This is a genomic window from Roseateles sp. P1_C1_2 (genome assembly GCF_056406535.1).
This window is the reverse complement of record NZ_JBFUAB010000011.1, coordinates 41,921-61,250: the sequence shown is the minus strand read 5'-3', so window position 1 is coordinate 61,250 and position 19,330 is coordinate 41,921. Positions and strand designations below refer to the sequence as shown.

Annotated in this window: 14 protein-coding genes; 12 read left to right on the top strand and 2 right to left on the bottom strand. The window is 69.1% G+C overall.

The window, feature by feature from the left end; translation table 11 throughout:
- Window positions 1–85: 85 nt before the first annotated feature.
- From AC1D2H_RS12385 to AC1D2H_RS12360, 6 genes are all read left to right on the top strand, one after another.
- Entirely contained in the window at window positions 86–2,335 is a 2,250-nt protein-coding gene (locus AC1D2H_RS12385; RefSeq protein WP_478011153.1) for a TonB-dependent receptor, read from the top strand.
- Window positions 2,336–2,358: 23 nt separating this feature from the next.
- Window positions 2,359–3,042 carry a Fe2+-dependent dioxygenase gene (locus tag AC1D2H_RS12380; protein WP_477935621.1) on the top strand — a complete coding sequence of 228 codons (684 nt, stop codon included), beginning with the start codon at window positions 2,359–2,361 and terminating at the stop codon, window positions 3,040–3,042.
- Window positions 3,039–4,157 (top strand): alpha-hydroxy acid oxidase, encoded by a 1,119-nt coding sequence (locus tag AC1D2H_RS12375; RefSeq protein ID WP_478011152.1) that lies wholly within the window; start codon window positions 3,039–3,041, stop codon window positions 4,155–4,157. The genes AC1D2H_RS12380 and AC1D2H_RS12375 overlap by 4 nt, the downstream gene beginning before the upstream one ends.
- 10 nt (window positions 4,158–4,167) lie before the next feature.
- Window positions 4,168–4,452, top strand: a complete 285-nt coding sequence (locus tag AC1D2H_RS12370; protein ID WP_478011151.1) for a PepSY domain-containing protein — start codon at window positions 4,168–4,170, stop codon at window positions 4,450–4,452.
- A gap of 3 nt (window positions 4,453–4,455) precedes the next feature.
- A complete protein-coding gene (locus AC1D2H_RS12365) occupies window positions 4,456–5,001 on the top strand; it encodes a cytochrome b/b6 domain-containing protein (RefSeq protein ID WP_477935626.1) in 546 nt (181 codons plus the stop codon).
- A 221-nt stretch (window positions 5,002–5,222) separates the two neighbouring features.
- Window positions 5,223–5,660 carry an SWIB/MDM2 domain-containing protein gene (locus AC1D2H_RS12360; RefSeq protein ID WP_056191416.1) on the top strand — a complete coding sequence of 146 codons (438 nt, stop codon included), beginning with the start codon at window positions 5,223–5,225 and terminating at the stop codon, window positions 5,658–5,660.
- Between the two features lie 91 nt (window positions 5,661–5,751).
- On the opposite strand, the gene AC1D2H_RS12355 is transcribed toward AC1D2H_RS12360, so the two are convergent.
- Window positions 5,752–6,144, bottom strand: coding sequence for a response regulator (locus AC1D2H_RS12355; RefSeq protein ID WP_477935628.1), 393 nt, complete (start codon window positions 6,142–6,144; stop codon window positions 5,752–5,754).
- Window positions 6,145–6,364: 220 nt separating this feature from the next.
- On the opposite strand from AC1D2H_RS12355, the gene AC1D2H_RS12350 reads away from it, so the two are divergent.
- Entirely contained in the window at window positions 6,365–7,171 is an 807-nt protein-coding gene (locus AC1D2H_RS12350) for an MHFG family PEP-CTERM protein (RefSeq protein ID WP_477935630.1), read from the top strand.
- Window positions 7,172–7,317: 146 nt separating this feature from the next.
- On the opposite strand, the gene uvrA is transcribed toward AC1D2H_RS12350, so the two are convergent.
- Window positions 7,318–10,227, bottom strand: a complete 2,910-nt coding sequence (gene uvrA / locus AC1D2H_RS12345) for an excinuclease ABC subunit UvrA (RefSeq protein ID WP_477935632.1) — start codon at window positions 10,225–10,227, stop codon at window positions 7,318–7,320.
- 76 nt (window positions 10,228–10,303) lie between these two features.
- Between uvrA and AC1D2H_RS12340 the strand changes: the two genes are divergently transcribed.
- The 5 genes from AC1D2H_RS12340 (at window position 10,304) to AC1D2H_RS12320 (ending at window position 19,059) form a co-directional block, all read left to right on the top strand.
- On the top strand, window positions 10,304–12,283 hold the full coding sequence (locus tag AC1D2H_RS12340) for an alpha/beta hydrolase family protein (protein WP_478011150.1): 1,980 nt from the start codon (window positions 10,304–10,306) through the stop codon (window positions 12,281–12,283).
- A complete protein-coding gene (locus AC1D2H_RS12335) occupies window positions 12,283–14,247 on the top strand; it encodes an alpha/beta hydrolase family protein (RefSeq protein WP_478011149.1) in 1,965 nt (654 codons plus the stop codon). Before AC1D2H_RS12340 ends, AC1D2H_RS12335 begins: the two co-directional genes overlap by 1 nt.
- A 138-nt stretch (window positions 14,248–14,385) precedes the next feature.
- Window positions 14,386–14,610 (top strand): hypothetical protein, encoded by a 225-nt coding sequence (locus tag AC1D2H_RS12330; protein ID WP_477935638.1) that lies wholly within the window; start codon window positions 14,386–14,388, stop codon window positions 14,608–14,610.
- A gap of 197 nt (window positions 14,611–14,807) precedes the next feature.
- Window positions 14,808–16,013, top strand: coding sequence for a hypothetical protein (locus tag AC1D2H_RS12325; RefSeq protein WP_477935640.1), 1,206 nt, complete (start codon window positions 14,808–14,810; stop codon window positions 16,011–16,013).
- A gap of 85 nt (window positions 16,014–16,098) precedes the next feature.
- A complete protein-coding gene (locus AC1D2H_RS12320; RefSeq protein WP_478011148.1) occupies window positions 16,099–19,059 on the top strand; it encodes an ATP-binding protein in 2,961 nt (986 codons plus the stop codon).
- Window positions 19,060–19,330 lie beyond the last annotated feature (271 nt).

The following is a 19,330-nucleotide window of genomic DNA, read 5'->3' as shown; positions in this document are numbered from 1 at the left end:
CTTTCCCTCACTAGCCATGCCGTGGGCGGCTGCCGATGCCGCCTTGGGCAAAGCCATGCCCATTCACGATCCATCGGAGAGATCCATGTCCCGCAAGAACCCATCGACGGCCCCGGCCCGGCAGCTGCCGCTACTTCCTCTTGGCGCACTGGCCGCCGGCTTCGGCCTGGCCTCGGCCGCCCTGGCCCAGACCGCCCCGCCCAAGGAAGAAACGGTGCTGCCCACGGTGCGCATCAAGGCCAGCGTCGAGAAGCAGGGCAAGGACGACTACCAGGTCACCGAGACCCGCATCGGCAAGGGCAAGCAGGACATCCGCGACATCCCGCAGTCGTTGACCGTCGTCACCGAGAAACTCATCGACGACCGCAACCTCGACAACGTCAAGGAAGTGCTGAAGAACACCGCCGGCATCACCTTCCAGGCCGCCGAGGGTGGCGAGGAGGACATCAAGATCCACGGCATCTCGCTGCAGAGCACTGGTGACATCTTCATCGACGGCATGCGCGACCCGGCCTTCTACGACCGTGACACCTTCTTCCTCGACAAGATCGAACTGCTGCGTGGCTCCGGCGCGCTGATGTTCGGCCGCGGTTCCAGCGGCGGCGCCGTCAACCAGGTGACCAAACAGGCCGTGCTGGCCGACCAGAACCAGATCGACGTGACGATGGCCAGCCACGGCGGCCTGCGCGTCATCGGCGACCTGAACAAGCGCCTCGGTGAGACGACCGCGCTGCGCGTCAGTGCGATGAGCACGAACTCCGACAACGACGGCGCCGGCTCCTCGCTGGACAAGCGGGGCGTCGCCGCCAACCTGCGCTGGGGCATCGAGGAGCAGGACGAATTCAGCCTGACCCTCTACGCCCTGGACAACAACAACGGCATGAACTACGGCATGCCCTGGATCAAGCCGACGCCGGCCGCGCCCACCAGCGCAACGACGCTGTTGCCGCTGGACCCGACCGCTTACTACGGCATGGCCAGCGACTACAACAAGGGCACGGCCAACTACGGCATGCTGACGCACACCCACCGCTTCAGCCCGTCGGTCGAACTCGTCACCAAGGCCCGCTACGCGAGCTACACGCGTGACCAGCGCGCCGGCACCGTCCGCTTCGCCGCCGCGAACCTGCAGCCCGGCGGCGTTGCCGCGTCGCTGGCCACTTTCGGCCCCGACACCGTCATCAACCGCGGCACTCAGCTGAAGGTGCAGGACATGCAGACGGTCACGGCGCAGAGCGACCTGAACGTCCGGCTGAAGGCCGCGGGCATGGAGCACAACATCACCACCGGCGCCGACTTCTCGCAGGAGAAGAAGCAGGTCTACGCCGCCTACTCGGCCAACCAGGGTGGCGTCGTGCCGACCAAGCCGACGACGACCATCGGCCGGCCCGATGACGGCGCCTGGATCAATGAAGGCCTGCGCAGCTTCCGCACCAACAACGACTACGTCTCCAAGGGTTATGGCGCCTATCTGCAGGATCTCGTGCAGATCGCGCCGATGTGGAAGGTGCTGGCCGGCCTGCGCTACGACAAGCTCGATGGTGACTACAAGGTCTACAGCATCCCCAACAACGCTCCGTCGCCCACGACCACCCAGCCCTACGCGATGAAGGTCTCGGAGTGGAGCAAGCGCGCCGCCGTGCTGTTCCAGCCGAGCGCCCAGCTGTCCTTCCACCTGATGGGCGCGACGTCCTTCAACACCTCGGGCGACACCTACTCGCTGAGCGCGGCCAACGCGAACATTCCGCCCGAGAAGTCGGTCAACATCGAACTCGGCGGCCAGTACGACAGCGCCGACGGCAAGCTGACGACGCGTTTCGGCATCTTCCGCGCCACCAAGCTGCATGAGCGCAACACCGACCCGCTGAGCAATCTGGTCGAGCTGTCGGGCAAGCGCCACGCCCAGGGCATCGACGTCGACGTCACCGGCCGCATCACGCCCGAATGGGAGGTCTTCGGCACCTTCACCTGGATGCCGACCGCCATCATCGACATCGGCGCCGAGGGCGCCGAAGGCCAGGGCAGCCGTCCGTCGCTGACGCCGCGCTATTCCGGCAGCCTGTGGACGACCTACAAGATCACGCCGCAATGGCGCGTCGGCGGCGGCGTCAATGCGCGCAGCGGCCAGCAGCCCAACCGCAACCCCGGCTTCTACGCGCCCAAGTTCGTCATTGCCAACCTGATGGCCGAATACGCCGTCGTCGAGGACACGCTGCTGTTCCGCCTCAACGTCGACAATGTGACCAACAAGCTCTACGCCGACACGCTCTACACGGGCCACTACATCCCGGGCAAGGGCCGCGTCGTCGCGCTGACGGGCACCTACAAGTTCTGACCCCGAAAGGCCCTCGCCCCGCCATGCTGCTCAAGATCGAACAAGTTCTGGATGCGGCCGGCCTGGCGAGGGCCCGCGAACTGATGGCCGCGGCCCCCTGGGCCGACGGCCGCGCAACCGCCGGCCGCCAGGCGGCCCAGGTCAAGAACAACGAGCAACTGCAGCCTGGCAGCGAGCAGCATCGCGAGCTGCAGGCCCTGGTGCTGCAGGCGCTGGAGAAGCACCCGCTGTTCTTCTCGGCCACGCTGCCCAAGCGCGTGCTGCCGCCGCTGTTCAACCGCTACGCCGGCGCCAGCAACGCCTACGGCAGCCATGTCGACCAGGCCGTGCGCTACCTCCCCGGCGGCGTGCAGCGCGTGCGCACCGACATCTCCTGCACCCTCTTCCTGAGCGACCCGGCCGACTACGACGGCGGTGAGCTCGTCATCGAACATGCCTTCGGCGCGCAGCACGTCAAGCTGGCGGCGGGCGACCTCGTCGTCTACCCCGGCACCAGCGTGCACCGCGTCGAACCCGTCACGCGCGGCCAGCGGCTGGCCAGCTTCTTCTGGATCGAGAGCATGGTGCGCGCGGACGAACAGCGCCGCCTGCTTTACGAGATGGACATGAGCCTGATGAAGCTGCGCGGCGAGCTGGGCGAGACGGACGAACTCGTGCAGCTGACGGGCACGTATCACAACCTCCTCAGGATGTGGGCAGACACGTGACCAGCCCCCGCATCGAATCGTTGCCCGATGGCCTCGCCAACCTGGCTGATTTCGAAGCCCCTGCCCAGGCCCGCGTCGACGCCAAGGCCTGGGCCTACCTGAACGGCGGCGCTGCAGACGAGATCACGCTGCGCGCCAACCGCGCGGCCTGGGATGCCATCAAGCTGCAGCCCCGCGTGCTGCGCGACCTCAGCGGTGGCCACACGCGCGTGACGCTGCTCGGCCGCGAGCTGCTGCATCCCATCCTGCTGGCACCCATCGCCTATCAGCGCCTCTTCCACGCCGACGGCGAGCTGGCCATCGCCCATGCCGCCGCTGCCCAGGAAGCCGGCCTCATCCTCAGCGCCCAGGCCAGCGTGGCGATGGAAGAAGTCGCCGCGCCGATGCTGGCCGAAGCGAGCGCCGGCCCGCTGTGGTTCCAGCTCTACTGGCGCGACGACCGCGACTTCATGCGCGCGCTCTTGCGCCGCATCGAGGCCGCCGGCTACCAGGCCCTCGTGCTGACCGTCGACGCCCCCGTGCACGGTGCGCGTGACCGCGAACGCCGCATCGCCTTCAAGCTGCCCGACGACGTCCGCGCGGTGAACCTCGGCGGGCTGAAGAAGCCGCTGAACCTGCAGCCCGGCCAGAGCGCCCTCTTCGACGGCCTGATGCCGCGCGCCGCCACCTGGCGTGAGATCGACTGGCTGCGTTCCGAAAGCAAGCTGCCGCTGCTGCTCAAGGGCGTCACCCACGCCGACGACGCGCGCGAGGCCCTGGCCCGCGGCGTCACCGGCTTCGTCGTCTCCAACCACGGCGGCCGCGCCCTCGACACGCTGCCGCCCACTGCCGAGCTGCTGCCGCCGCTGCGCGCCGCCCTCGGCCCCGACGTGCCGCTGCTCGTCGACGGCGGCATTCGCCGCGGCACCGACGTGCTCAAGGCCATCGCGCTGGGCGCCAACGCCGTGCTGCTCGGCCGCCCCTACGCTCACGCCCTCGCCGCCAGCGGCGCCCTGGGCGTCGCCCACGCGTTGCGCCTGCTGCGCGACGAGCTCGAGATCGCGATGGCGCTCTCGGGCTGCAAGACTCTCGCCGACGCCGGCCCGGCGCTGCTCTGGCCCGGCAATTTCCGCTGAAGGACTCACCATGAAACTCCTCGTCCCCCTGCTCCTCGCTTTCACCGCCTCCGCCGCCTTTGCCCACGGCAACGTCTCCTGCCCGGCCATGCCCAAGGAAGAGAAGAAGCCGCAGATGGAACTGCAGAAGAAGCTCGAAGGCGAAGGCTGGAAGGTCCGCAAGGTCCAGAACTACAACGGCTGCTACGAGGTCTACGGCTTCGACGGCCAGGGCAAGAAGGCCGAGGCCTTCTTCAACCCCAAGACCTTCGAGCGCGTCTACCCCGAAGGCGAGCAGCCCGCCGAAACGAAGTAGGCCATGCGCGTGCGCGTCTGGGACGGCCTCGTCCGCCTGCTGCACTGGACGCTGGCCGCCGCCGTGGCCACCAGCTGGATCAGCGGCCACTGGCCACCCAGCCACTTCGACGCCTGGCACCACACCGCCGGCTATGTGGCCGCCGCGGCCGTGGTGCTGAGGCTGGTCTGGGGCTTCAGCGGCAGCCGCCACGCGCGCCTCGCGCAGTTCGTGCGCAGCCCGCGCGCCGTGCTCACCTATGCCCGCGCGATGCGCGCCGGCCATGAGCCGCGCTATATCGGCCATAACCCGCTGGGCGGGTGGATGGTGCTGGCGCTGTGGTCCACGGCCGCGGCGCTGTCGCTGACGGGCTGGCTTTACACGACCGACTGGCTGTGGGGCTACGAATGGCTGTCGGACCTGCACGCCTGGCTGGCCTGGGGCATCGCGACCCTCGTCATCGGCCATCTCGGCGGCGTCGCCGTGACCAGTTGGAGGCATCGCGAGAACCTTGTCGGCGCGATGTTCAGCGGCAAGAAGCGCGCGCCCGAAGGCGACGACATTCACTGACTGCAAGCCTCGCGAAGGCCCGAGTGATGCGGCCCCGCGACAAGCAGGGCCTCAAAGGGTCGATTTCATGGGCCTCTGCGGGTCATCCCCTCTATGAAAGCCTTCTCTTCCCCTGGGGAGCGCAGTACCATCGCCGCCGCAGGGTGCTAGAGAGTATTGAAGGCTTACGCGGCCTTCACCCGGACCCGGCACATCAACAACCTTTGATGGAGTGAATCGACATGGCAACTGCGAAGAAGGCCGCGCCCGCGAAGAAGGCGGCGGCACCGGCCAAGAAGGCTGCACCGGCGAAGAAGGCAGCAGCGCCCGCAAAGGCGCCTGCAGCAAAGAAGGCAGCTCCGGCCAAGAAGGCCGCAGCACCTGCGAAGAAGGCAGCTCCGGCCAAGAAGGCCGCAGCACCCGCCAAGAAGCGCACGCCCAACGCCGCCTTCATGAAGGCCCTCACCCCCAGCGCCGCTCTCGCGGCCATCGTCGGCGCAGCCCCGCTGCCGCGCACCGATGTGACCAAGAAGGTCTGGGAGTACATCAAGAAGAACAAGCTGCAGGATGAGCTGCAGAAGCGCGTCATCAACGCCGACGCCAAGCTGAAGGAAATCTTCGGCAAGGCCAAGGCCGACATGTTCGAGATGACCAAGCTGATCAACAGCCACCTGAAGTGAAGCGACGCCGCGCAAGCGGCCTCGTCAACACAAGCCCGGTTCGCCGGGCTTTTTTTATTGGCGCAGCAGCTGCGTCATTGATGACGCGTGCTCAGCCAATCAGCTTGCGTAATCCGGCTTGCAGGACGGGCACATCGATGGGCTTGAGCCAGTAGTCGTCGAAGCCCGCCGCGCGGGCGGCGCGCACGACGGCGCCGGGGTTGTCGGCCGACAGCGCGACCCAGCGCACGCCTTGCAGCGCGGCGGACAGACCTTCGTCCGCGGCCACGCGGGCCCGCAGCTCCAGGCCCGTCATGTCGGGCAGGTTCATGTCCACCAGCACCAGCGCCGGCCGGCGTTCGGCCAGGGCCGCCAGGGCCTCAGCGCCCGTCTCGACCATGCGCAGCTCCCAGCCCTCCAGCAGCCGGAACACCTCCTCCATCAGGATCAGGTGGATGCGGTCGTCTTCGACGTAAAGCACCAGCGGCGCGGCGCGGTCGGTCATGGCGGGTTCAGGGGACAGCAGGAGGCGGTGGGCACGATAGCAGCAATGCCGGGCCGGACTGGCCCGGTCGCTCTGCCAAACGTTTTCAGCCCTCTTCGTGATTTATCTCACCCGCCGGACACCCCCGCTTTGCGGGTCTTCAACGCGGACAAACCCTAGCTCTCCCTAATACTAGGGACATGCGCCCTGGTTCGGGCGCGACCCTTTTCTGGGCCCGCAAATGTCCCTGATCGCCACCCTCGCCCTCGCCGTTTCCGCCGGCTCCACGCTGCCCCAGTGCAGCTGGGACCGCCCCGGCGTCAACCCGTTCATGGGTGACGTGGTCGCGGCCGTCGATCGCTACCAGGACATTCCGGCCGCCACCCGCGAAAAGCTCAAGGCCCGCATGAAGGCGCGCAGCTATGACGACATCGCCGTCATCGAGCGCGATGCCATCAAGGGCCAGGCGACCTACGCCCCCGAGATTCGCGACATGCACTTCGGCCCCGGCGCGGTCTGCCGCACGGTGACGCGCACCCAATGGACGGCGACGACCCAGGAGCGGGGCCTCGTCTACTGCGAAGACGGCCAGTGCATCCTCGTGCCCACCGTCTGCCGCAACGTCAGCCGCATCCGCCGCCTGGACAAGCCCCGCGCCGTGGCGCCGGCCCAGGCCGGCAACGTCGCCTCATCGACCCGCGAGGGCGAGGAGACCGCGCCGCTGGAATTCGAAGCCCCGGCCGCCGGCCCGATGGCCGCTGCGGCGCCGGACAGCTTTGCCACCGCGTCCGGTGTGCCGGCGCTGGGCGGCTCGCCTGCCCAGGGCGGCGGCATCCTGGCGGGCGGCAACGCGCCCAGCCCCGCCAGCCCCGGTGGCGGCCCCGGCCTCGTCAACATCGGCATGCCCTCGCTGCCGCCCGGCACGGTGCGCCCGGCCGACGGCCCCGTCGACCTGCCCCACACGCCGGCCGTGCCCGAGCCCGGCACCTGGGCCATGATCGCCCTGGGCCTGCTCGTCATCATCTTCAAGGCGCGCCAAAGGCGCTGAAGCCCCTCGTCCGGCCTCGCCCTGCTGGACGCGGGCGAGCCTGATCGGTCCCCCGAGGGGACGGCGATGCTCGCGGCATTGAGCCGCAAGCACATCGCCCAACGCGGGCCGGCTAGGGAGCGGCCCGGCGCTCGGCCCGCAAAAAATCAGCGTCTCAGCAGAGGGGCCAGATAGCGCCCCGTGTGGCTGGCCTCGCAGGCCGCCACGTCCTCGGGCGTGCCCGCCACCAGCAGCGTGCCGCCGCCGGCACCGCCTTCGGGCCCCATGTCGATGAGCCAGTCGGCCGTCTTGATGACGTCCAGGTTGTGCTCGATGACGACGATGGTGTTGCCCGCATCGCGCAGCTGGTGCAGCACCCTCATCAGCAGAGCGATGTCGGCAAAGTGCAGGCCGGTAGTGGGTTCGTCCAGGATGTACAGCGTGCGGCCGGTGTCGCGCTTGGACAGCTCCAGCGCCAGCTTGACGCGCTGGGCCTCGCCGCCGGACAGCGTCGTGGCGCTCTGGCCCAGCTTCACATAGCCCAGGCCCACGTCCAAGAGCGTCTGCAGCTTGCGCGCCAGTGCCGGCACGGCGTTGAACAGCTCGAAGGCGTCCTCCACCGTCATGTTCAGCACCTGGGTGATGTTCTTGCCCTTGTAGAGCACCTCCAGCGTCTCGCGGTTGTAGCGCCGGCCCTGGCAGACATCGCAGGGCACATAGACGTCGGGCAGGAAATGCATCTCCACCTTCAGCACGCCGTCGCCCTGGCAGGCCTCGCAGCGGCCGCCGGCGACGTTGAAGCTGAAGCGCCCCGGGCCGTAGCCGCGTTCGCGCGCCGTGTTCATCTCGGCGAACAGCTCGCGGATGGGCGTGAACAGGCCCGTGTAGGTGGCCGGGTTGGAGCGCGGCGTGCGGCCGATGGGCGATTGGTCGACGTTGATGACCTTGTCGAAAGCGTCCAGGCCCTCGATCTCATCGTGCGCAGCCGGGTCGGCATGGCTCTGGTAGAGCTTCTTGGCGACGGCGGCGTACAAGGTGTCGTTGACGAGCGTGCTCTTGCCCGAGCCCGACACACCCGTCACGCAGGTGAAGAGGCCGACCGGGATCTCCACCGTCACGCCCTTCAGGTTGTTGCCGCGCGCGTTGACGATGCGCATCACCGCCTCGGTCGCCGGGTGGCGCCGGGTGGGCACCTCGATGCGCGCGGTGCCGCTCAGATACTGCCCTGTCAATGAATTCGGGTTGGCCGCCACCTGATCAGGCGTGCCCTGGGCCATGACCTGGCCGCCATGCACGCCGGCGCCGGGGCCGAGGTCCAGCACCCAGTCGGCGGCGCGGATGGCGTCCTCGTCGTGCTCCACCACCAGCACCGAATTGCCCAGGTCGCGCAGCCGCCGCAGCGTCGCGATCAGCCTGTCGTTGTCGCGCTGGTGCAGGCCGATGCTGGGCTCGTCCAGCACATACATGACGCCGGTGAGGCCCGAGCCGATCTGGCTGGCCAGGCGGATGCGCTGGGCCTCGCCGCCGGACAGCGTCTCGGCGCTGCGGTCCAGGCTCAGGTAGTTCAGGCCGACGTCGTTCAGGAAACGCAGCCGCGACGCGATCTCGCGAATGACCTTGTCGCCGATCTCGGCCTTGTTGCCCTTGAGCTTCAGGCTCTCGAAGTAGTCCAGGCATTCGCGCAGCGTCGAATGCTCGACCTCGAAGATAGGCCGGCCGCGCACGCCCACCGGCGCGTCGGCCGGCTGCAGCACGACGTTGCGCGCCTCGCGCCGCAGCCGCGAGCCCTCGCAGGCAACGCAAGGCTTGGCGGCCATGTAGCGAGCCAGGTCCTCGCGCACCGCCGCCGAGTCGGTTTCCTTGAAGCGCCGCTGCAGGTTCGGCAGGATGCCCTCGAAGGGATGCTGGCGCTTCACCGAGCGCTTCTTGCCCGAGGCCGTCTCGGCCTGGTAGACGAAGCTGATGTCCTCGGTGCCGGAGCCGCGCAGCAGCACCTCCTGCGCGCTGGCGGGCAGGTTCTCCCAGGGCGCCTCGACGTCGAACTTGTAGTGCGCYGCGACCGACTCCAGCAGCGAGAAGGTGTAGGGGTTGCGCCGGTCCCAGCCCTTGACGGCCCCGCTGGCGAGCGACAGCGTCGGGAAGGCAACGACGCGGTCGGCGTCGAAGACGGTGACCTGGCCCAGGCCCTCGCAGCTCGGGCAGGCGCCCACCGGCGAGTTGAAGGAAAACAGCCGCGGCTCCAGCTCGGGCAGCGAGTAGGAGCAGACCGGGCAGGCGAACTTGCTGGAGAACAGCGTCGTCTGCTCGCTGTCCATATTCATCACCAGCGCCCGCCCGTCGGCCAGGCGCAGCGCGGCCTCGAAGCTCTCCGCGAGGCGCTGGCGCAGGCTGTCGGCCGAGTCATGGCGCAGCTTGATGCGGTCGATGACGACGTCGATGTCGTGCTTCTCGGCCTTCTTCAGCGCCGGGATGTCGGGCGCCTCCACGGTGGCGCCGTCGACGCGAAAGCGCACATAGCCCTGGGCCTGCAGCTCCCCGAAAAGATCGACGAACTCGCCCTTGCGGTCGCGCACGACGGGCGCCAGCAGCATCAGCTTGGACTCGTCCGGCATGGCCAGCACGGCGTCCACCATCTGGCTGACGGACTGGGCTTCCAGCGGCAGATCATGATCCGGGCAGAAGGGCGTGCCGGCGCGGGCATAGAGCAGGCGCAGATAGTCGTGGATCTCGGTGACCGTGCCGACCGTGGAGCGCGGGTTGTGCGAGGTTGCCTTCTGTTCGATGGAGATCGCGGGAGACAGGCCCTCGATGATGTCCACATCGGGCTTGTCCATCAGCTGCAGGAACTGCCGCGCGTAGCTGGACAGGCTCTCGACATAACGCCGTTGCCCCTCGGCATAGAGCGTGTCGAAGGCCAGCGACGACTTGCCCGAGCCCGACAGCCCCGTGATGACGACCAGCGCATGCCGCGGCAGGTCGACGTCGATGTTCTTCAGGTTGTGCGTGCGCGCACCACGCACGCGGATGAACTTGGATTCGGGCGGAACGGACGATTGGGGCAAATCCGGGAGGGCCATGGCAGTTTTCACAAGCGAACCGGACATGATAGGCCGCCACAATCCGGCGCGTCCAAACACAGACAGGGAGGTCCCGATGAGGACGCTGATTGGAACGCTGGCGCTCACCCTTGCCGGCGCACTCGGCTTCGCCACGCCACCGGCCACTGCCGAGCCGCCGTCGATCACGGCCTTCTTCAAGCGCCCGGCCGTCAGCCAGCCCCGGCTCAGCCCGAGCGGCCGCTACCTGGCCGTGCTGGTCGCGGGCAAGGGCGACCGCGTCTGGCTGGCCGTCATCGACCTGCAGAACTTGGGCGCGCCCAAGGTCGTCGCCGGCTTCCATGACGCCGACGTGGGTCGGCACCAGTGGGTCAACGAGGACCGGCTGGTCTTCCAGGTCAGCAACTCGCCCGACGGCAGCACCCGCGTCTTCAAGCCCGGCCTGTGGGCCGTGGACCGCGACGGCAGCAAATACCGCCAGCTGATCAACAGCGACAAGCAATGGATCAGCAACAGCAGCAGCCTCATCAATGACCGGCGGCTGGAGGCCAACTGGAGCTTCTTCGACACGCTGCCGGAAGGTGGCGACGAGATCCTCATCAAGCGCCTGCGCTGGGCCGACGAGAAGGAGAGCACCAGCATGCAGCTGGCGCGCCTGGACACCCGCACCGGCTACACGCGCAACCTCAACCAGGGCTTGCCCGACGGCGTCGTCGACTGGACGGTGGACTGGCGCGGCGAACCGCGCGCCATCGAAGCCCGCGCCCAGGGCGGCATCAAGGGCTATCTGCGCCAGGCCGACGGCAGCTGGAAGCTCTGGTACGAGGACACCGCCTATCTGCGCCAGGGCTTCAGCGCCTACTGGTTCGGGCCCGATGGCCAGACTCTGGTCGAAGCCAACCACGAGGGCTTCATGGCCCTGTTCCGCCTCGACGCCAAGACCGGCAAGCCCGAGGCCGAGCCGCTGATCAGCTTCAAGGGCTATGACTTCAGCGGCGAGCTGGTCTTCGACCCCGTGGCCAAGCGTCTGCTCGGCCTGCGCTACGAGACCGATGCGCCCGGCACCCTGTGGCTGGACGCGACGATGAAGGCCCGGCAGGCCGACATCGACGCCAAGCTGCCCGGCACCGTCAACCGCATCGAATGCGAACGCTGCCTGGACGCCGCCCATCTCGTCGTCACCTCCCTGTCCGACCAGACGCCGCCGCGCTACTGGCTCTACAAGCCGGCCGACAAGAGCCTGCAGTCCCTGGCCGGCGGGCGGCCCGACCTGCCGCTGCGCGAGATGGGCCAGCGCGACGTCGTGCGCTTCAAGGCCCGCGACGGCCTGGAGATCCCGCTGCTGGTCACCCAGCCGCCCGGCAACCCCGCAGCGCGCCCGGCCGTCGTGCTCGTCCACGGCGGCCCCAATGTGCGCGGCACCCACTGGCCCTGGGAGGCCCAGGCCCAGTTCCTGGCCAGTCGCGGCTATGTCGTGCTGGAGCCCGAATTCCGCGGCAGCACCGGATACGGCTCGCGCCACTACACCGCCGGCCTGCAGCAATGGGGCCTGGCCATGCAGGACGACCTGGCCGACACCGTGGCCTTCGCCCGCCAGCAGGGCTGGATCGATGCAAAGCGCGTCTGCATCGCCGGCGCAAGCTACGGCGGCTATGCAGCGCTGATGGCCAGCATCAAGCAGGCCGACCTCTTCAAATGCGCCATCGACTGGGTCGGCGTCACCGACATCGGCCTGCTGTCCAGCATCAGCTGGAGCGACGCCAGCGAGGAATTGAAGCGCTACGGCATGGGCGTGCTGATCGGCGACGACCCCGAGCAGCTGCGCGCCACCTCGCCGCTGAAGCGGGCCGCCGAGGTCAAGCTGCCGCTGCTGATGGCCTATGGCGCGCTGGATCCGCGCGTGCCGCTCAAGCACGGCACCGACATGAAGGCCGCCCTGCGCGCCGACCAGCCGCTGGAATGGGTGGTCTACCCCGACGAAGGCCACGGCTGGTTCGACCTGCAGACCAACGAAGATTTCTGGGGGCGCGTCGAGCGCTTCCTGTCTCGCCACATCGGCGCTCCCGCCAAACCATGATGAACACACTCGCCCTGGCCCTGCTGGCCGCCACCTCCCTCGCCTCGGCGGCCCCTGCGGCGCCGCCCAGCATCGAAGACTTCCAGCGCCCGCCGGCCTTCTCCGACCCGATGCTGTCGCCCGATGGCCGCCATGTGGCCGCCATCATCAATCCCGACGGCAAAACCACCAGCCTGGCCGTCATCGCCACCGACAAGCCCGGCGAAGCGCTGCCGATCAAGGCGTTCGGCCAGGCGGACATCCGCGAGATTCACTGGCTGGACAACGAACGCCTGGCTTTCACGGTGCGCCCGCGCGTAGACGGCGAGGGCCGGTGGATCAACTCTGGACTGTGGACGCTGAACCGCGACGGTAGCGGCTTCAAGCAATGGGTCGAGCACCCGCAATACCCAACCCGTAACGACGTCGGAAGCAGGCCGCAGATCAACCGCCGCTTGGGGCCGACCTGGAGCCTGTTGCAGGCGCCCGCGCTGGATCGCCCCGGTGAACTTGTCATGCGCCGCACCCTTGTCGATCGCCAGGGCTATCCCGCCTACGTCGAGTTGGCGAGCCTGGACGCCGCCGACGGCAAACGTAGGCCGTTGACCGAAGGCGCACCCGATGGCATGACGCATTGGGTCCTGACTCCATCGGGCCAGCCGGCTTTCGCGGCCGGCACCAATGGTCGAGGCGGCGTGCGCATCTTCTGGCGCGATGGTGATGCAGGTTGGAAGCTCTGGCACGAGACCGAGCATGGGGAAGCAGACCGATGGCCCCTGGCCGTCGACCGCGCTGGGCGCCTCTACCTGAGCCTCCACGAGAACGGCCGCCGCACCCTGCACCGGGCAGACAGCCTGGCGCCGAACGCGCCCACCACGCGCATCGCCGCCTCGAACACGCATGACGTCAATGCCCGCTTGCTTCGCGATGCGGACAGCGACGAACTGCTTGGCGTGAGCTTCGAGGCCGACGTGCCGCAGACCGCCTGGTACTCCAAGGAGATGGCCGAAGCCCAGGCCGAGATCGACAACCGCCTGCCCGGTGCGGCCAACACCATCCGCTGCCTGCGATGCCTGGCCGTGCCGACGCTGCTGGTCACCTCGATCACCGATCGCCGCCCGCCGCGCTATTTCCTTTTTGACCGCGCCACCCGCCAGCTGACCCCGCTGGCGGCCTCCATGCCGTGGATCCCCGAGGGTCGGCCGCGCCAGACCGCCAGCACCGCCGCACGCGACGGCCTGCGGCTGCCGATGGTCGTCACCCACCCCGGCACCGCCGGCCCGGCGCCGACCGTGCTGCTGGTGCATGGCGGCCCGTGGGTGCGTGGCAACCATTGGGCCTGGAACGAAGAGGCGCAGTTCCTGGCCTCGCGCGGCTACCTCGTGCTGGAGGTCGACTTCCGTGGCAGCGCGGGCTACGGCCAGCGCCACCTGCGCGCCGGCGACAAGCAATGGGGCCTGAAGATGCAGGACGACCTGGACGATGCACTGGCCTGGGCGGTCAAGGGCGGCCTGGCCGACCCCAAACGCGTCTGCATCGTCGGCGCCAGCTATGGCGGCTATGCAGCGTTGATGGGACTGGCCCGCGGCGGCATCAGCTGCGCGGTCGCAGCGCTGGCGCCGACCGACCTGACCAAGCTGACCTCGCGCCACTGGTCGGACATCGCCGCGGAGTCGCTGAGCTTCGACCTTCCCAAACATGTGGGTGACGCCCGGGCCGATGCCGCCCTGCTGCGGAACAACTCGCCCATCAGCCGGGTCGACCAACTGCAGGGACCGCTGCTGCTTGTGTATGGCGAACGGGACGAACGGGTTCCCCTGGCCCATGGCACCGAGCTGCGCGACGCGCTGACCGCCGCCGGCCGCCCCCCCGAGTGGGTGTCCTATCCCGGTGAAGGCCATGGCTTCTACAAATGGGAGCACCAGCAGGACTACATGCGCCGCATGGAAGCCTTCCTGGCCCAGCATCTGGCGCCGAAGAACTGACGGTTTGTCGCGGCCGCATGCAGCTCGCGGCCCGCGTCTGGCGATTCATCGCAGCGGCGTGGCGGCGACCTGGCTCAGTGACGAAACTGCTTCCATCGACACAGCAATCCCGCTGTGCAGACACCGAAAGGAAGCATCATGAAGACCACCGTCCTGATCCAAGCCGCCGCCGTCGCCGCCTTCGCGTTCACCGCCTTCGCTGCCAGCGCCGCCCCGCAAGAAGTGCAGAAGCTGCCCCGCGTCGTCATCACCGGCAAGGCCACGCAGCAAGTCGCTCAACTGCCGCGCGTCGTCGTCACCGGTTATGCCGTGCGCGAAGTGGCCCAACTGCCCCGCGTGACCATCACCGCCCGCCGCGCCTGAGTCCTCGCATGACGATTCAGATGACCCACGATCACCGAGCCGAGTCGCCGGCGCAGCAGGCCGGTGGCCCGCGCTGTGCCGACGAGTCGGCTTGGGGTAAGCCAGTAGCCTCGGCCTGAAAGACAATCCAGGCTTCTGACTGGAGCCTGCTTGTGAAAGAAGAGCTGCGCAAACGCCGGTCCTGGCTGGATGGCTTCATGGCTTATCCAGCCCCGGCCGGCCTGAGCGAAACCGCACTGCGCGAGAACATCATCCTGCTCGACCAGGCGCTCTACACGTTGTGGGGCCTGGGTGACAACCTGATCTACGCCTGGACACCCGAGGCCCGCGGCCTGCGCGTGCTCGTCGCGCCGCACCAGATGCTGACCGAGTACACGCTGGGCGACGGCACCTCGCCGCCGGCCGAGGTGGCGCGGCGCACGCGCCTGCTGGACAAGCTGCTGTCCAACCAGGAGCACCTCGAGAAGCAGCCCTTCGATACGGTGGCCATCGCCCTGGGCGTCGCGCCCAAGCTCATCGACCTGCCCTTCAACCCCGAGCGCGGCCTGGGCCTGCCGCTGATCGCGGCCATCGCGGCGCGCTATGGCATCCGCCTCGTCGAGGACCGTGCCGTCATCCTGTTCGACGCCGTCGGCTTCTCGCTGCTGACCCCCTTGCAGCAGGTCGTGCAGCTGAACAGCCTGTCCTGCTCGGTGAATGCGGCCTACGCCAAGCTGCTGGACCGCGAGATCAACATCAACTTCGCCCGCACCACCACGGGTGACGGCTTCTACATCTGGAACCGCATGCGCGGCGTGGAGGCGAATGTCGAGCTCTACCAGCTGATGCAGTTCATCCTGGCCGACAACGCGCTGGCCCGCGAGCGCGCGACGCGGCCCGAATCGGTGCCCAAGCTGCGCGCCTGCTTCCACGTCGGCTCGCACTACGAGTTCTACCAATCCGAAGGGCTCAACCCGACCTCCTTCAGCTATTTGGTCGGCCAGGTCACCATCGAACTGGCCCGCATGATCGAGCGCGCCGAGCCGGGCCAGATCCTGGTCGGCAAGTTCAACACGCTGATGCACGATGAGTCCAACGCTGAAGACGTGCACATCGACAGCCTGGATTTCGTCGAGCGCACGCGCGCGCCGCTGCGCAGCCTGAATGGCCTGAAGCTGGCCGGCTCCGAGGTCGACGAGATCGCCTGCTACCTGACCGGCCGGCGTGACTCGACCGGCCTGTGGGGCATCAGCGAATACCAGATGGCCGACAAGCATGGGCTGATCCACCGCGTCTACAACGCCAAGATCAACATCCACCGCCGCAACGGCGAGCCCATCTACCTCGGCCTGCGCGAGGAAGACCTGCCCCCGGACGCGCCACGCACCGTGGCGGACACCGATTTCGCGCCGCTGCAAGGTTGACGAAGGTCCAGAGGTTACAAAACCAGTAGAGCCCTGACCCCAAACGGCCTGTTCATGCGTTCACCCCCTGGGTGCAGCGGCTAGGATGACCAGCGCCGTGACCGAGTCCTCCGCTCCTTTCGCTGCCCCTCCTGCGCCGGTTGGCCAGCGCCGGCTGCTGACCCTGCTGTTTGCCGACCTCAGCGGCTCCACCGCCATGGCCGAGTGGATGGAGGCCGAGCACTACGCGGCCATGCTGGCGGGCCTGCGCACGCTGTACGAACGCATCGTGCCCCACCACGGCGGCGTCATCGCCCGCATCCAGGGCGACGGCATGCTGGCCGTCTTCGGCCACCCCGAGGTGCGCGAGGACGACGGCCGCCGCGCCACCGAGGCCGCGCTGGAGCTGCACACCGCCGTGCGCGAGCTGCTGCCGCCCGGCCCGCGGCCGGCCGACTTCCCCGGCCTGGCCCTGCACAGCGGCATCCATGCCGGCATCGTCCTCATCAACGAGGGCGACCAGATGCGCGGCCGCTTCGAGCTGCTCGGCAACGCGCCCAATATCGCGGCCCGCCTGTCCGAGGCCGCCAAGCGCGACGAGATCATCGCCAGCGAAGAGAGCCTGGGCCTGCAGAGCCAGTTCTTCGACACCGGCCCGCGCTTCTCGCTGCAGCTGCGCGGCCGCGCAACGCCGTTGGCCGCCTACCGCGTCTTCGGCCGCGCCCCCGTGGGCCGGCGCTTCGAGGCCAGCGTGCGCCGCGGCCTCGCGCCCTTTGTCGGCCGTGGGGCCGAGCTGACTTCGCTGGACGCCGCCCTCGCCCGCGCTCTGCACGGCAACACGCTGTGGCTGGGCATACGCGCCGGCGCCGGCGTGGGCAAGACCCGCCTCACCGAGGAATTCCTGCGTCGCGCCGCAGATCAGGCCTGCCAGATCCATCGCGGCTACTGCGAGAGCTACCTCAGCGCCGAACCACTGCAGCCTTTCCTGCAGATGCTGCGCGGGCTGGACGGCCTGCACGACGCGCCGCCTGAACTCTTCGCCGCCCAGCACAGCCAAGCCGGCCAGCGCGCCGACGCCCTGCTGACGCTGCTGCTCGCGCTGGCTCGGCGCACGCCCCAGCTCGTCTTCATCGACGACCTGCAATGGGCCGACGACGCCTCGCTGCGCCTGCTGCACCGGCTGCGCGCCGGCGCCGAACGCGAGGGGCTGCCGCTGCTGCTGCTGACCGCCAGTCGGCCTCAGCCCGCCCTGCCCGGCGCCAACGACGGCGACGCCGACCTCATCGAGCTGCCGCCGCTGACCGAGACCGAGGCGGCGCGCGCCGTGCAGCAGTTGCTGCCGCAGATCGACCCCTTCATCGCCGCCGAGGTGCAGCGCCATGCCGGCGGCAACCCCCTCTTCATCGAGGAGCTCTGCCACGCCGCGGCCGACACCGGCGAAGGCCTGGTCGCGGGCCAGAGCAGCTCGGCCTGGCTGGCCGCGCTGGTCGAGTCGCGCGTCGGCCGCCTGCCGCCCGAACAGGCCCAGCTCGTGCGCCTGGCCGCCGTCATCGGCAACGTCATCCCGGTCTGGCTGCTGCAGGCCCTGGCCGGCCGCGGCGAGCAGCACCCGGACGTGCAGGCCCTGGCGGCCCAGGACTTCATCTTCCCGGACCAGCGCCCCGGCCATCTGCGCTTCAAGCACGGCATCACGCGTGACGTCGTCTACGAGGCCACCGGCCTGCACGAACGCCAGGCCCTGCACCGGCGCATCAGCATCGAGCTGACGGCCCACGGCGGCAACGAGCTGCACGAGCAACTGGCCTACCACGGCGCCGCCGCCAACGACTGGCCCGCCGCCGCCCACCATGCCGAGGCCGCCGGCGACCAGGCCCTGGCCGCTTCGGCCCTGGACCGCGCCAAGAAGCAGTTCCGCGCCGCGCTGGCCGCGCTGGAATTCCTGGCCGACGACGACGCGCGCCAGCGCCGCTGGGTCGGCATCGCCCAGCGCCTGGGCATGGCCTGCGTGTTTGACGCCTCGCAGGACGACCTGCGCGTGCTCAGGCATGCCGCCGCGCTGGCCAAGGCCAGCGGTGACACCGGCCTGATCGCCCGCACCGAATACTGGCTCTCCTATGTCGGCTACGCGCTGGGCGAGACGCGCGACAGCCTGCGCCATGCGCGCGCTGCCGTCGAGATGGCCCAGGACTGCGGCGACCACGCGCTGCTGGCCCAGCTGCCCGGCACCGTCGGCCAGCTGCAGGCCGCCGCGGCCGACTACGCCAACGCCCTGCCCATGCTGGACCTGGCCATCGCCCGCCAGCGCGCCCGCGCCCGCAAGAGCGCCGTCAACCAGATCGGCCTGTCCTTCTCGCTGTGCTGCCGTGCCTATGTGCTGGGCGACCAGGGCCATTTCGAGCAGGCCCACGAGCTGTTCGGCGAAGCCCTGACGCCTTTCGACGGCAGCAGCCACGCCGTCGAGGCCAGCATCCAGGGCTGGCGTGCCGCCGTGCTGCTGTGGCAGGGCCGCTGGGCCGAGGCGCGTGAGGCCGCCCTGGTCGCCCACCGCGTCGGCGCCCAGGTGCGCAGCATGTTCACCTGCGCCATGGGCCATGCGGCCGGTGCCTATGGCGCCTGGATGCAGGAGGCCGACCCGACGGCCCGCCAGCACATCCTCGACGCCACCGCCTGGCTGGCACCGCGCGGCGGCGGCCTGTACAGCAGCTTCCAGCACGGCTGGCTGGCCGACATCCTGGCCACCCAGGGCGACGCTGGCGCCGCCCGCCACCATGTCGCGCTGGCGCTGAAGCGCGGCCGCCAGCACGACTGGATCGGCGGCGCCATGGCCTACCGTGCCACCGCCCGCCTGGCCGCCCGCATGGGCGACGGCGAGCGCGCCAAGCGCTATCTCGGCCTGGCGCGCGGCGCCGGCGAGCAACGCAGCTCCCTGCACGAGGCCGCCGTGACGGCGCTGCTGGAGGCCGAGCTGAGGCTGGACGACAGCTGGCAGGCGGCGCGGGACCGCGCCGGACGGGAGTTCGAGCGCCTCGGGATGACCGGCTTCCTGGAGCGGGCCCTGCAGCTCTGAACGCTGTCGCGTCACAGCCAACGGCTACGTGAAACCACGTATCCAATAAAACAGAACGCCGTTTCATAGTTGCCCCGCGATGCGCGGCGATGCCGCACCGACCTGACGTCGCCGTGCCCATGCGCGCGGATCGACCGGTAGCGACCTGACGTCGGCACCGGTTTTCTTCCCCCTTGCCCCGACAGCCTTCGTGGCGGCCACTCCTCGGCCCCGGCGACGGCACGCTGCGCGCATCCGGACGGAAACCGCGCTGCCCCACAACGACAGGAGA